This window comes from Flavobacterium microcysteis (assembly GCF_006385255.1).
Lineage (GTDB): Bacteria > Bacteroidota > Bacteroidia > Flavobacteriales > Flavobacteriaceae > Flavobacterium > Flavobacterium microcysteis.
Genome location: NZ_VFJE01000052.1, coordinates 259,234 through 272,972, shown reverse-complemented (window position 1 = coordinate 272,972; position 13,739 = coordinate 259,234). Strand labels below are relative to the sequence as shown.

The 13,739-nt window shown below is 37.2% G+C and carries 12 protein-coding genes; 5 read left to right on the top strand and 7 right to left on the bottom strand.

Features of this window, described 5'->3' with window-relative positions; genetic code table 11:
- Positions 1-20 precede the first annotated feature (20 nt).
- Both fumC and FJA49_RS06805 read right to left on the bottom strand, forming a co-directional pair.
- Positions 21-1,418: a class II fumarate hydratase gene (gene fumC, locus FJA49_RS06810; RefSeq protein ID WP_140000178.1), complete on the bottom strand. Its 1,398-nt coding sequence runs from the start codon at positions 1,416-1,418 to the stop codon at positions 21-23.
- A gap of 21 nt (positions 1,419-1,439) precedes the next feature.
- Positions 1,440-1,994, bottom strand: coding sequence for an STM3941 family protein (locus tag FJA49_RS06805; protein WP_140000176.1), 555 nt, complete (start codon positions 1,992-1,994; stop codon positions 1,440-1,442).
- A 192-nt stretch (positions 1,995-2,186) separates the two neighbouring features.
- Between FJA49_RS06805 and FJA49_RS06800 the strand changes: the two genes are divergently transcribed.
- Positions 2,187-2,387, top strand: a complete 201-nt coding sequence (locus FJA49_RS06800; RefSeq protein ID WP_140000175.1) for a hypothetical protein — start codon at positions 2,187-2,189, stop codon at positions 2,385-2,387.
- 79 nt (positions 2,388-2,466) lie between these two features.
- On the opposite strand, the gene FJA49_RS06795 is transcribed toward FJA49_RS06800, so the two are convergent.
- Together FJA49_RS06795 and arsC are read right to left on the bottom strand one after the other, a co-directional pair.
- Positions 2,467-4,947, bottom strand: a complete 2,481-nt coding sequence (locus FJA49_RS06795; RefSeq protein WP_140000174.1) for an outer membrane beta-barrel family protein — start codon at positions 4,945-4,947, stop codon at positions 2,467-2,469.
- Positions 4,948-5,045: 98 nt separating this feature from the next.
- Entirely contained in the window at positions 5,046-5,387 is a 342-nt protein-coding gene (gene arsC / locus FJA49_RS06790) for an arsenate reductase (glutaredoxin) (RefSeq protein ID WP_140000173.1), read from the bottom strand.
- Positions 5,388-5,504: 117 nt separating this feature from the next.
- Here arsC and FJA49_RS06785 point away from each other — a divergent pair, with 117 nt between their 5' ends.
- On the top strand, positions 5,505-6,494 hold the full coding sequence (locus FJA49_RS06785) for a CPBP family intramembrane glutamic endopeptidase (protein ID WP_140000172.1): 990 nt from the start codon (positions 5,505-5,507) through the stop codon (positions 6,492-6,494).
- Positions 6,472-7,518 carry an AMP-binding protein gene (locus FJA49_RS06780; protein WP_140000171.1) on the top strand — a complete coding sequence of 349 codons (1,047 nt, stop codon included), beginning with the start codon at positions 6,472-6,474 and terminating at the stop codon, positions 7,516-7,518. The genes FJA49_RS06785 and FJA49_RS06780 overlap by 23 nt, the downstream gene beginning before the upstream one ends.
- Positions 7,519-7,542: 24 nt before the next feature.
- Here FJA49_RS06780 and FJA49_RS06775 read toward each other — a convergent pair whose 3' ends face one another.
- Genes FJA49_RS06775 through FJA49_RS06765 form a run of 3 tightly spaced genes read right to left on the bottom strand, consistent with a single transcriptional unit; the run spans position 7,543 to position 11,484 of the window.
- Positions 7,543-9,159 carry a M1 family metallopeptidase gene (locus tag FJA49_RS06775; protein WP_140000170.1) on the bottom strand — a complete coding sequence of 539 codons (1,617 nt, stop codon included), beginning with the start codon at positions 9,157-9,159 and terminating at the stop codon, positions 7,543-7,545.
- Between the two features lie 21 nt (positions 9,160-9,180).
- Complete coding sequence (locus FJA49_RS06770) at positions 9,181-9,846, bottom strand: class I SAM-dependent methyltransferase (RefSeq protein WP_140000169.1); 666 nt, start codon at positions 9,844-9,846, stop codon at positions 9,181-9,183.
- A 9-nt stretch (positions 9,847-9,855) separates the two neighbouring features.
- Entirely contained in the window at positions 9,856-11,484 is a 1,629-nt protein-coding gene (locus FJA49_RS06765) for an acyl-CoA carboxylase subunit beta (RefSeq protein WP_140000168.1), read from the bottom strand.
- Between the two features lie 195 nt (positions 11,485-11,679).
- On the opposite strand from FJA49_RS06765, the gene FJA49_RS06760 reads away from it, so the two are divergent.
- Together FJA49_RS06760 and FJA49_RS06755 are read left to right on the top strand one after the other, a co-directional pair.
- Positions 11,680-12,324 (top strand): DUF47 domain-containing protein, encoded by a 645-nt coding sequence (locus tag FJA49_RS06760; RefSeq protein ID WP_140000167.1) that lies wholly within the window; start codon positions 11,680-11,682, stop codon positions 12,322-12,324.
- 23 nt (positions 12,325-12,347) lie between these two features.
- Positions 12,348-13,631, top strand: a complete 1,284-nt coding sequence (locus tag FJA49_RS06755; RefSeq protein WP_140000166.1) for an inorganic phosphate transporter — start codon at positions 12,348-12,350, stop codon at positions 13,629-13,631.
- Positions 13,632-13,739 lie beyond the last annotated feature (108 nt).

Below are 13,739 nucleotides of genomic sequence, written 5' to 3'. Positions count from 1 at the left end.
TTATAGAAAATATAGAAAGATTATTTCAAGCTTCCCACCATGTCTTCCGGTTTAACCCAAGCATCAAAATCCTCAGGAGAAACATAACCAAGACGAACGGCTTCTTCTTTTAGAGTAGTACCGTTTTTATGTGCTGTCTGTGCAATTTCTGCAGCTTTGTAATATCCGATTTTAGTATTTAAAGCGGTTACAAGCATTAATGAATTGTCAACCAATTCTTTGATTCGAGTATAGTTTGGCTCAATACCTTGTGCGCAATGCTCATCAAAAGAAACACAAGCATCACCCAACAAACGTGCAGATTGCAGGAAGTTAGAAGCCATCAAAGGTTTGAATACGTTTAATTCATAATGACCTTGGGTACCACCAATAGTGATAGCCACATCATTCCCCATTACTTGAGCACAAACCATTGTCAAAGCTTCACATTGCGTAGGATTTACTTTTCCTGGCATAATAGAAGAACCTGGTTCGTTTTCCGGAATAAGAATCTCACCGATTCCTGAACGTGGACCAGAAGCTAACATTCTTACGTCGTTTGCAATTTTGTTTAATGATACGGCCAATTGTTTCAAAGCACCGTGTGTTTCTACAATAGCATCGTGAGAAGCTAAGGCTTCAAATTTATTCGGAGCCGTTACAAAAGGATGTCCTGTGAATTTTGCTATATATTCCGCAACTTTCACATCATAACCTTCAGGAGTGTTTAATCCGGTTCCTACGGCTGTTCCACCCAAAGCTACTTCAGACAAGTGTGCCAATGTATTTTTAACGGCTTTTAATCCGTAGTTCAATTGAGCTACATAGCCTGAAATTTCCTGACCCAAAGTCAATGGTGTAGCATCCATTAAATGCGTACGGCCAATTTTCACCACATTTTTGTAAGCTTCCGCTTTAGCATGAAGTGTATCTCTTAGTTTTTCAACACCTGGAATTGTTACTTCTACAACCGCTTTGTAAGCAGCAATATGCATTCCTGTTGGATACGTATCATTAGAAGATTGCGACTTGTTTACATCGTCATTAGCTTTTATGAACTGATCGCCTTCACCAATCTTGCCACCAGCTAAAACCTGTGCTCTGTTAGCAACTACTTCATTAACGTTCATGTTACTTTGTGTACCAGAACCGGTCTGCCAGATTACCAAAGGAAATTCTCCTTCCAGCTTACCAGCCAAAATTTCATCACAAACCTGAGCGATAGCATCTCTTTTTTCTACCGGTAATACTCCCAGGTCATGGTTAGCGAAAGCAGCTGCTTTTTTCAAATAAGCAAAACCTTCGATGATTTCTTTTGGCATGGAAGCCGACGGGCCTATTTTAAAGTTGTTTCTTGAACGCTCCGTTTGAGCTCCCCAGTATTTTTCTGCAGGAACCTGCACTTCACCCATCGTGTCTTTTTCTATTCTGTATTCCATTGTATTGTAATTTGTTTGTTGTTATATAGTATTCATTCTGTTGTACTCGGTTAGTTTTTCGACTAAAATCTGTTTGAGATTTTTATGTGTCGTTTGAAGGCTGTTTGCCGATATGCTTACGGCTGCTCCAAAAGATTTGTAATTAGCAGACATGACCTTACGCTTAAAGCTGCTTTTTTGGGAAGCAATAAATTCTTCAGGATTTTTCATGACAATAACGACAGAAGCCTGGCCTGCATATGATGTTTCAGTGATAGCTGTAATTTCTGTCCATGGAATAAATCCGGCGCTGATGCCGCTGGAGTTATCTGTGATTCCTTTGGACGAAATGATTAATCCGTCCGATTGAGTGGATAATTTTTTTATGATTACGATAGCAAGAAAGCCAAAGAAAAGAATGGATATGATACCGATGATTAATATGGCAAGCGGAAATTTCAAAAAAATGGAGTCTATTTCCTGATGCTTTACTACCAGCCAGATTCCCAGAATAACGAATAGGAAAGAACCCAGCAATGCGAGCATCATTTTTTTCCGACTCAGTTTTATGATTATCGTTTCAGAAGTAGTATCCATCGTGATATAATTAGTTGACTGACAGAAATTCGCATTACTATTTTAGTACAAGCCGTAAAAAATGCTTTTGAGAGAATTTTTAATAGCTTACTGAAAGCCAGCCCAAAAATAAGGATTATAAGTAGGTTTAAAAAATGATTTAAAAATTATTTTTGCTGTTTTTATTGGTCAAAATGAATAATACACCTATCTTTGACAGGTATTCAAAAAATTCCGGAAAACATGTTTGAATTTCAACAGTATTTAGGTTTCTTACTTTTCTTGACTATCTTAACCATCGGCTTCTGGTTGATGATTTTTTTAGTTAGCCTTCTTCCTTATTGGATTGGTGGTGCTTTATTCGAAAGATATAAAGAAAGAAAAGCCAAAAAGAAACAAGAGTCAATGAGTTAATCTGTACTCAAGATAAAAAAGGGAACCAAATTGGTTCCCTTTTTTTATGCTAAAGCCTCCGTTGCCGGAGGCTTTTATATTATCCGCCCATATATTCTTCACCGCCGTTATCTCCGTCGGTTCTCTTAGGCTGTTTTTCTCTTTCGTTTTTCTTTTTGTTGAAACGGTAAGTAAAAGAAAGCGTAATCTGTCTTTCTCTCCACTGCATTTCAGAATAGGCATTTTGTGTTGCCAGGTTTGTTTCTGTAATTCTTTTTCTGGAATTGAAAAGGTCATTTACGTTTAATGCAATTGTTCCTTTATCTTTCAATACATCTTTGCTGAACGCCATGTTAGCACTGATGATTCCTTTCGATCTTCCTTGTGCATTGGTTTGAGGCGCATTGTAAGTACTATTAGCCTGCCAGTCGATTCCCAAAGGAAGGTTGATTTTTGAATTGATTCGGGCAAACCATGAATAAGCTGTATTGCTGAAATCAATCGTTTGTGAATTGTTTGATAAGTCAGTATACGTATAATTTCCTTTAGTTTGGTTTCTGAACAGGTTGAAATTACTGTTCAATCTCCACCATTTGTATGGACTATAAGATAAGGTAAATTCAAAACCAAAACGATCTTCAGAACCTACGTTTACAGGAGAAGTTACTAAAGTAGCTGTTCCGTTAATCATTTCCGTATTTCTTACATACTGTACAGCATCTTTTGTTCTGTTAAAATACATAGAAGTATTAAAAGTCAGTTTTCCAAATTTGTTCAGGTAACCAAAATCAAAAGCATCGGTCATTGACGGATCTAAATCAGGATTACCTCTAAACAAGTTGATGTTACTTGATAAGCTCGAAAACGGGTTGATAGAGCGGGAGCGAGGTCTTGAAATCCTACGGCTATAGCTTAACGAAGCGCTGCTGCTTTCGTTGAATTCATATGTCAAAAATGCACTTGGGAAGAAATTGTTGTATTTCTTGTTCTTGTAAATGTTTTGAGTCAATTGGTTGATATCGATATTGGAATCTTCCCAACGCAGACCTACCAAATACGACATTCTGTTGATTTTAGTACCAAACTGGCTATAAAGCGCATTTACTTTTTCTTTATACTCTAATGTGTTAGTGAATTGAGGATCGTTTTCCCAACCACCTGTACCATAGTTGAAATTTTCAACAGAATAGTCAGTTAAAAGATCATTGAAATTTCCACGGTATCCGGCTTCAAACTGGCTTTTTTCGCCAATAGGCAATACATAATCAGCCTGAAGTAATGAGCGGTTTTGTTTTTGGATATTACCGGTTCTTTGCTCGCTTATTGGAGTGCCATCCAATACATTTCTACTAGGAATATCTGAATCTTCATCATCATCACTTTGCGAGAAGGAAAGGTCAACCGTTAACTGATGTCCGTCTTTTTTGAATTTTTTGATGAAATTTGAAGAGAAATCAACGTTTTCATCTTTTTCAGACTCCATACTGAATCGGTTAGTGATACTTTGCAGATTCATTGACGGGTCATATCGGTATTGGAAAACGTTATCCGGATTTTCACCAGAACTTCTTCTATACGATAAAGTATTCGTCCATGTAATCGATTTGTCTAAGTACCATTCCAATCCAAAGACCCCATTGTAGCTTTTGTTCAATCTTTCGTTGTTTCTTCTTTCTTTTAAGTAACCAGTAACATCTCCGTTTTCATCCAAATATTCCGTATCTGTCATCGAGTTTCCAGGTCCTTTTCTATAGCTATAACCTTGTGTGGTGAACAGGTTGAATTGTTCGGTTTTGTAGTTAATTGTTCCAGTAAATCCATGATTGGCAGGGTCTCCGGTTGTAGCAGTTACCGTTCCGTTAATTCCTTGGTTTTTTCCTTTTTTCAAGATAATGTTAAGAATACCGGCACCACCTTCAGCATCGTATCTGGCAGAAGGATTCGTAATAACTTCTACTTTATCTACAGCATCAGCAGGAAGCATTTTTAAAGCATCTGCAATATTGATACCAGCTAAACCAGAAGGTTTTCCATCAATCAAGATTCTTACGTTTTCATTACCACGAAGGCTTACATTTCCTTCAACATCTACAGAAACAGAAGGAACGTTGTCTAAAACATCACTAATCGTTCCGCCTTTGACAATCATATCTTGTCCTACGTTATAGACTTTTTTATCTAGTTTGATTTCTACAGTCGAGCGTTCTGCACGAATTTCAACAGCATCGAGCATTTCGGCTTCGGCTTCTAAAGCAACAGTTCCAAAATTTTTATCCTCCTGTATGGGCAGTTGTTTCATTTCGATTGGCTTGAAAGAGATGAATTCAAACTTCACATCATAAGTACCTGCATTTGCTTCTATTGAAAACTCACCATTCTCATCTGTCATTCCTCCAGTTATAACATCGGGACGCTTTGAGTTTTGTAGCGTTACCGTAGCATATCCCAAAGGTTGAGAAGTCGATTTTTCGGTAATTTTACCTGTGATTTTTACTTTTTTAGCCTGCGGCCTTTCTTGCGCATAGCTGAGAAGTGTAACGGACAGCAATAGGAGGGTTATTGCAAATTTTAGATTTTTCATTAACGAGAATGTTGATTATTTAGCTTAAGACAGCAAAAGTAGGTTTTGGTTTAAGCCTGATTTCATAAAGGTTTGTTAAATAAAACTATTTAGCTTACTTAAAGAATTTCCAGTATTTTTTCTGGTGGTCGGCCTATAGTAGCCGTTTTGCCGTTGATTACGATTGGCCTTTCAATCAGAATTGGATTTTCAATCATTATTTTGATGATTTCTTCATCAGAAAATGTTTTGCCTTTAAAGTTTTGTACCCAGATTTCTTCTTTTTGGCGCACCAATTCAATAGGTGATATTCCCAGAAGTTTTAGGATGGATTTGAGTTCTTCCGCTGTAGGAACTTCCTTTAGGTATTGTATGATTTCAAATTCTTTTCCAGATTTTTCAAGCAGGCTAAGTCCTTCTCTTGACTTTCCACATCGTGGATTGTGATATATCGTAATCATAGTGTTCAGATTTAAATAAACCGCAAAGAAAAGAAATGCAATTTAAAAATAGATGATTATATCGTAACAATTGAATAAATTAGGGGACGAATTATACACTAAACTAAAACTGAAGATATGTTTATAGCTCAAGGCTTTAAGAGTAAAGGGAATACATTTTGGAGATATATTATTGGCTCGATTATAGTAATCATTGCTTCTACATTGGGGCAATTTCCGCTTATAATTGCCGTCGGAATAAAATCTTTTGAAGAAAACAAGGCTTTTCCAACTGAGCAGACTGAGTTGTTAACCTCTCTTGATTCGAACCTGACGCTTTTCCTGATGATGATTTCATTTGTAGTTGCTTTGTTGGCCTTATTTTTCGTTGTGAAATATTTGCATCAGCAGAAATTTATTGAAGTAACGACTTCTCGACCAAAAATGGACTGGAAACGCTTTTTCTTTTCGTTTGGACTTTGGGCAACGATTATGATTGTCATGACTATAGTTGCCTATTATGCTTCACCACAGGATTATGAAGTTAATTTCAAGCCGGTTCCTTTTGCCATACTGGCTATTATTGCTATCGCCCTGATACCGATACAGACCAGTACCGAAGAGTATATTTTTAGAGGCTATCTTATGCAAGGTTTTGCACTTTTGGCAAAAAACAAATGGTTCCCATTGCTAATGACTTCCCTAATTTTTGGATCACTTCATATCATGAACCCGGAAGTTGAAAAAATGGGCTATATCATTATGATATATTATATAGGTACAGGTTTATTTCTAGGCATTTTGACACTGATGGATGATGGTATTGAATTGTCACTTGGATTCCATGCCGCGAATAATTTGATTGGCGCTTTGCTCTTAACAGCAGACTGGTCGGTTTTCCAGACGCATTCCATTTTAAAAGACCATTCAGAACCTGTAGCTGGATTTGATGTTTTACTTCCTGTTTTTATACTTTTTCCAATTCTTTTATTTATCTTTAGTAAGAAGTACCAATGGAATAATTGGAAAGAGAAATTGACCGGAACCATTCCGGATAGCCCAACAACAGAGAACACCTACCACAATAATCAATTTGAAAAAAACGATGGACAATCCAACCTATTATAATGTACACAACCGTTTTAAGCTGAATGGCTTTCATTTAGACAGAGATGATTTATGCCGTGTCGCCTATAGTTTCATAAAAGAAGGTGAAGCTTATGAAAGACCGGTTGGCGCTTTTTTATTGGATTGGTTTGATGAGAAAGATTATATCGAAATGACGACTTCCGGAACTACCGGAGCTCCAAAAAAAATAAGAATCAGTAAACAGGCAATGGTAAATTCAGCCTTAGCTACCGGAGACTTTTTTGAATTGGCTCCTGGGAACAAAGTACTTCATTGTCTTCCGGCAAAATATGTAGCAGGAAAGATGATGTTTGTCAGAGCTTTTATTTTAGGCTTGGATATCGATTTTGTAGAACCTACTTCAACGCCTTTAGAAAGAAACGAAGAAACCTATGATTTTGCAGCAATGGTTCCGATTCAGGCCCAACATTCATTAGATAAGCTCGGGCAGGTAAAAAAACTGATTATTGGCGGTGCCAAAGTGAGTTCTGTTTTGGCTGAAGAACTGAAAAAAATCCCTACAGCGATTTATGAAACGTATGGCATGACAGAAACCATTACGCATATAGCCGCCAAAAGAGTAGGAGAGGAAGCTTTTCAGGTTTTGCCAGGTATAACCGTTGCTGAAGACGAAAGACATTGTCTTGTTGTAAATGCACCGGCAATTTCAGAAGAAATTGTTGTGACGAATGATGTTGTAAAAGTGTTGAATGATCATGAATTTATTTGGCTTGGCCGTATTGATAACGTTATTAATAGCGGCGGAATAAAGCTTTTTCCAGAACAGATAGAAGAGAAATTGTCACATAAGATTGACCGCAGGTTTTTTATCGCCTCACAAGAAAATGAAGAATTAGGAGAAAAACTGGTTCTTGCCATAGAAGGCGATCCTTATGTTATAGACGATGAAGCTTTTGGTGAACTTGGTAAATATGAAAAACCAAAAGTAGTACTGTTTATTCCTAAATTTTTAGAAACGCCAACAGGAAAGCTATTGCGGAAGGAAAGTTTAGCCAGTATATAAAAAGAGCGCCATGAGGCGCTTTTTTTAATCGTATTTTATTTTTATAAGAAACCTGTAATCATCAAATGTTACAGCATTATCATTTTTAAAAGATTGGGTTTTCCATTCGTTGGTTGCTTCAAGCCTGATTTCTTTATTGTCTTGTTTTAAAATAACCGGCATTTTAAAATCAGATACATCTGTTAGCCATCGGAACTTTACTTCTTTCTTTTTGAAAACGACTTCCAACTCAGGAATATTTTTGTACTTAAGGTATTGTTCAAAAATTGGTGTCAGGTTTTGGCCTGTTTCGGTATTGAAAAAGGTAATGACAGTTTCGGTATCGATAATCTTATGACGGTAGGTTTCGGAATATTTTAGCAGTATTTTCCACCATTTTTGATCGTCATTGATAATATGGCGAAGTGTATTCAGAAGAAGTGCTCCTTTATAATACATATCGTTAGAACCTTTATGGTTGACGCCATATTTGCCAATAATTGCACTTCTGTTAGAAACACGGTTTTTTTGCCCGTTTATATATTCCATAGCCTTTTCATAGCCATAAACACATTCTATAAATACTGATTCGGAATAGGTTGTAAATCCTTCGTGGATCCACATGTCTGCAATATCTTTTGAAGTAATACTGTTTCCAAACCATTCGTGACCACTTTCGTGGATGGTAATATAATCGAAAAGCATGCCTATACCTGTGCCAGAAGTATCGGTTCCCATATAACCTTTTCGGTATTTATTCCCATAAGCAACAGCGCTTTGGTGTTCCATACCTAAATAAGAAGTTTCAACTAATTTATAACCGTCTTCTGCAAAAGGATACTTACCAAATTTAGCTTCGAAACAATCCAACATTGGTTTTACTTCTTCAAAATGTTTTTTTGCTCTTTCTTCATTTTCAGGAAGAACATAATAATCCAAATCCAGCCCGTTATGAGTATCATGGATATGAGCGTAGTTGGCTATATTAACTGTGATATCATAATTATTGATTGGACTTTTTACTTCCCAATCCCAACGGGTATATCCGTTTTTCAGATTTTCACTTCCTTTAAACCTGCCGTTGGAAACATTCATTAATCCATCCGGAACAGCAACTTTTATCGTAGCACCAAAATCAGGTTCATCACTTTGGGAATCTTTTACCGGATACCATAAGCTGGCACCTGTTCCTTGTACAGCAACTCCAATCCAAGGCTTGCCTTGACTGTCGGTCTTGAATACAAAACCACCATCCCATGGCGGATATTTTGCAATTTCAGGATTGCCTGAATAATAAAAACGTATGGTTTTATCGATTCCGTCAACAGTTAACGGTTTTGGGAAAGTAATAAAAACAGCGTCAAATTCTCTTTTATATTCCAGTGGTTTGCCTTCAAAAAGTATGTTGTCAACTTTCATATTCTCGAACAAATCGACTTGGATTTTTTGTGTACTTTTTAAGGTTTTAAAAGTAATATCATTATATCCCTTAATTGATTTTTCTTCTGGATTTATGGTAATGTTCAAATCATAGCGCTGAACATCATAACAAGTTCTTTCAGAAGAAAAGCCACCACGGAGTGAGTCCTTTCTGGTAAATTGCTGAGCATGGTTTTTTTGAAACCCGAGCAAACAAATAAAGAAAAGAAGATATCTCACCATTATGGAAGTTTTGAAAGGTTACTAAGGTTTTCTGGATTTGATAATCGTAAAGGTGCGGATTTTTATTTCTCCGGTATTGCTCAGGACCTCTTCTTTTTCAGATAGGATAGTTTCAATCTGGAATCCGGAAGCTTCGAGCAATGTTTTTGCCTTTTCCGCATCATAAAGCTCAAACCCGTATTTTGAAAAAGGGATTTTTTCCATTACTTCTTTCGGGATAAAAGCCAATATGAATGTGCCGTCCTTTTGTAATACCCTAAAAATTTCATTTAGATATTCTTCAGGATTTTTCCAAAAATAGATGGTATTGGCTGTAAAGATACTGTTGAAGAAAAAATCCGGATGCGCTATCTTTTCTCCGTCAGTAAGTTCAAAAACAGCTTTTTTAGAGGCCGTAAATTCAGAATTGAGCTTTTGGGCTTCTTCAACCATCAATTCTGATACATCAATACCGTAATAATTCAGATCCGCTTCTTTTTCAAACAAGTATTTGATATGGATTCCGTTTCCGGGTCCAATCTCTAAAATGGTTGAATGTGCTTTGGTTTCAACCTGATCTATAGCATTACGAATCATGTTATCGTTTGCTACGTTCATGCTATAGGCAGTCTGTATGCCGTTTTCACCATTTGGATGGCTCAATTGTCCGGCAAGTTCCTGAAGTTCCTTTTCTGAAAGATTCCCCATATCGACTAATTAGACTTGAATTACACCAAGGTTAAATTGCTTTTCGATAGGAGCATGGTTGGCAGCTTCGATTCCCATAGATATCCAGGTTCTGGTTTCCAGAGGATCAATAACAGCATCTGTCCATAAACGAGAAGCAGCATAATAAGGAGAAACCTGAGCATCATACTTCGCTTTTATCTTATCAAAAAGTTCTTGTTCTTTTGCTTCGTCAACTACTTCTCCTTTTGCTTTTAGCGATGAAGCTTCAATCTGCATTAATACTTTTGCTGCTTGAGTACCGCCCATTACGGCTAATTCAGCACTTGGCCACGCAAAAATCAATCTTGGATCATAAGCTTTTCCACACATTGCATAGTTTCCTGCACCGTAGGAGTTTCCAACAACAACCGTAAATTTAGGAACGACAGAGTTTGAAACTGCGTTTACCATTTTTGCACCGTCTTTGATGATACCTCCATGTTCAGATTTGCTTCCAACCATAAATCCGGTCACATCCTGTAAGAAAACCAAAGGGATTTTCTTTTGGTTGCAATTCGCAATAAATCGAGTGGCTTTGTCAGCTGAATCGGAATAAATAACGCCTCCAAACTGCATTTCGCCTTTTTTGGATTTTACAACCTTACGTTGATTGGCTACAATTCCTACTGCCCAACCGTCTATTCTGGCATAACCGGTAATGATAGTCTGCCCATAACCTTCTTTATACGCTTCAAATTCAGAATTATCGACCAAACGTTTGATGATTTCCATCATGTCGTATTGTTCCGATCTGGATTTAGGGACGATACCGTAAATTTCTTTTTCATCCAAAGCAGGCTTTTCCGATTGTATTCTGCTGAAGCCCGCTTTGTCGTAATCACCGATTTTATCTACGATATTTTTTATTCTGTCTAAAGCATCTTTATCGTCTTTAGCCTTATAATCTGTAACGCCGGAAATTTCGCAATGCGTTGTTGCTCCTCCAAGCGTTTCGTTGTCAATTGTTTCACCTATGGCAGCTTTTACCAGATAACTTCCTGCCAAGAAGATACTTCCGGTTTTGTCTACAATTAAAGCTTCATCGCTCATAATAGGAAGGTAGGCGCCACCGGCAACACAGCTTCCCATAACTGCAGCAATTTGCGTAATGCCCATGCTGCTCATGATGGCGTTGTTTCTAAAAATTCTTCCGAAATGTTCTTTATCCGGGAAAATTTCATCCTGCATTGGAAGGTATACCCCGGCACTGTCTACCAAATAAATGATTGGCAGTCTGTTTTCCATTGCTATTTCTTGGGCACGAAGGTTTTTCTTTCCGGTAATAGGGAACCAGGCTCCGGCTTTTACGGTAGCATCATTAGCTACCACGACACATTGTTTTCCTTTGATGTAGCCAATTTTGATTACAACACCGCCTGACGGACATCCGCCATGCTCAGCGTACATTCCATCACCTACAAATGCGCCTATTTCAATACTTTCTTTTTTAGGGTCCAGAAGGTAATCAATTCTTTCCCTGGCGGTCATTTTGCCTTCTGCGTGTAATTTTTCTATTCTTTTTTCGCCTCCGCCTAATCTTACTTTTGCGAAACGTTGTTTTAAATCAGATAATAAAAGCTTGTTGTGGTCTTCGTTTTTATTGAAGTTGATATCCATAATGTATAGAGTGTATTTTGCTTATTTTTTTGAGATTGCTAAAGTACGAAAACGTTTGCAATAAAAAAGAAATTGGCTTTTTGGAAGTGCCTATCAATATTATGAAATCGTAAATTTTGATAACTCCTTATTTATGATTTGATAATATTGTCTTAACATTAAAGAGATACATTTGCACCATTAAATAACAAACCTATGTCTTTAAACAGTATTTTCCAGTTTTTAGTTCCTAAAGATAAAAAGTTCTTTCCTCTTTTTGAACAAGCTTCACAAAATTTAATCTTATTGGCAGAAACTTTGCACGAAGCAGTAAATGCACCAAAGTTAGAAAGAGAGAACTATTTCAGAAAAATTGAAGAGCTAGAGGCTATTATTGAGGAAATTACACATAAAACTCACTTAGAGCTAAGCAGAAACTTTATTACTCCGTTTGACCGTGAAGATATTTTTGCTTTGGTAAAGTCAATGGATGATGTGGCAGATTATATGCACGGTGCTGCAAGTAGAATGCGTTTGTATCAGGTAGAAAAAATCACGAAATCGATTCGTAAATTAACAGAAATCAACTTAGAAGCTTGTCAGCATATTGGTGCTGCGATAAAAGAGTTGAAAGATTTGAAAAATCTTAAGGCTATTGCTGATGCCTGCAAGAAGATTAATAAGTTAGAAAGCAAGGCAGATAACGTTTTTGATAAAGCCGTTGCTGATATCTTTGAAAATGAGACTGATGCTAAAAATATCATCAAGTATAAAGAAGTTTTGTCTGCACTTGAATCAGCATCTGATAAATGTAAAAGCGTAGCTAACGTTCTTGAATCTGTGGTAGTTAAGCACTCCTAAATCATTTTTGACTCAACAATCTTATGGATTTTACAATATTAATTGTCATTATCGTTCTTGCATTAATCTTTGATTATATCAATGGTTTTCACGATGCAGCGAACGCAATTGCAACTATTGTTGCGACAAAAGTGCTTACTCCATTCCAGGCTGTTGTTTGGGCTGCGTTCTTTAACTTCTTGGCATATTGGGTTTTTGGTTTTGGTGTCGCTGATACCGTGGCAAAAACAGCCAATACAATGGAAATTAACCTGACGGTTATCTTAGCGGGAATCATTGCCGCAATATGTTGGAATTTATTGACTTGGTGGCTGGGAATTCCTTCCAGTTCTTCACATACTTTGATTGGTGGTTTTGCCGGAGCTGCAATTGCTCATGCTGGTTTTGACGTAGTTACCTGGTATAAAGCAGCAAGCGGTGGAGGAATGCCTTCTGGTGTAGTTATCATTATCGCTTTTATTGTCCTCGCACCACTCCTCGGTGCACTGGCATCCTATCTGATATCGATATGGCTCCTCAATTCATCTAAAAAAAGTATTTATCCTAAAATATTTACGGGTTCTTTGATGATTGCTACGATTGTATTCGTTGCGTTTCAGATGGTTCCTTACGAAAAAATTAAGAAGCCACGTTTTGACTCTCACTTTTGGAGTGTTGTTTTCGAAGCGCATAATATCAAATGGTTTTTAGTAGCATTTATTATATTGTCTGTGAGTACGTTCTGTTTGTTCTTTAGCAGAATGAGTCATAGCAAATCAGAATCATGGTTAAAAAAGATGCAGCTTCTTTCATCTGCAGCTTTCAGTTTAGGACATGGTGGAAATGATTCGCAAAAAGTAATGGGTATCATCGCTGCAGCTGTAGCTGTTTATATCCATACGAATGGTCTTCCACAGGAAAGTATGCCGGAATGGTTGAATGTAGTGCTTCCTGATGAAACAGGAGATTTCCATATGCCTGCCTGGATTCCGCTTGCGTGTTATTCTGCGATAGCTGCCGGAACTTTGAGTGGTGGTTGGAAAATCGTTAAAACCATGGGATCAAAGATTACAAAAGTAACTTCATTTGAAGGAGTTGCGGCTGAAACAGCTGGAGCCTTGACTTTATATTTTACGGAGCATTTAAAAATACCAGTAAGTACAACGCACACGATTACAGGTTCGATAATCGGGGTTGGTTTGACAAAACGTGTTTCTGCTGTTCGTTGGGGAGTTACCGTTAGCCTGATTTGGGCATGGGTACTGACAATTCCAATTTCAGCAATTTTAGCAGCTTTGTTTTACTATATACTGAATCTATTCCTTTAATTAAGGATTATTATACAAAACCACTGCCAAGCAGTGGTTTTTTGTTTTTAGCACATTCTTAACCTGATGTTGGAAATGAAATTGCTATTTTTAATAAAAAATAAAAAA

Excerpts from the sequence above, each read along its gene's own strand:
- FJA49_RS06765 (WP_140000168.1), bottom strand. The coding sequence starts at position 11,484 with ATGGATATCAACTTCAATAAAAACGAAGACCACAACAAGCTTTTATTA.
- FJA49_RS06780 (WP_140000171.1), top strand. The coding sequence starts at position 6,472 with ATGGACAATCCAACCTATTATAATGTACACAACCGTTTTAAGCTGAAT.
- FJA49_RS06805 (WP_140000176.1), bottom strand. The coding sequence starts at position 1,994 with ATGGATACTACTTCTGAAACGATAATCATAAAACTGAGTCGGAAAAAA.
- FJA49_RS06770 (WP_140000169.1), bottom strand. The coding sequence starts at position 9,846 with ATGGGGAATCTTTCAGAAAAGGAACTTCAGGAACTTGCCGGACAATTG.
- FJA49_RS06785 (WP_140000172.1), top strand. The coding sequence starts at position 5,505 with ATGTTTATAGCTCAAGGCTTTAAGAGTAAAGGGAATACATTTTGGAGA.
- FJA49_RS06775 (WP_140000170.1), bottom strand. The coding sequence starts at position 9,159 with ATGGTGAGATATCTTCTTTTCTTTATTTGTTTGCTCGGGTTTCAAAAA.
- FJA49_RS06795 (WP_140000174.1), bottom strand. The coding sequence starts at position 4,947 with ATGAAAAATCTAAAATTTGCAATAACCCTCCTATTGCTGTCCGTTACA.
- FJA49_RS06755 (WP_140000166.1), top strand. The coding sequence starts at position 12,348 with ATGGATTTTACAATATTAATTGTCATTATCGTTCTTGCATTAATCTTT.
- FJA49_RS06760 (WP_140000167.1), top strand. The coding sequence starts at position 11,680 with ATGTCTTTAAACAGTATTTTCCAGTTTTTAGTTCCTAAAGATAAAAAG.
- fumC (WP_140000178.1), bottom strand. The coding sequence starts at position 1,418 with ATGGAATACAGAATAGAAAAAGACACGATGGGTGAAGTGCAGGTTCCT.
- arsC (WP_140000173.1), bottom strand. The coding sequence starts at position 5,387 with ATGATTACGATATATCACAATCCACGATGTGGAAAGTCAAGAGAAGGA.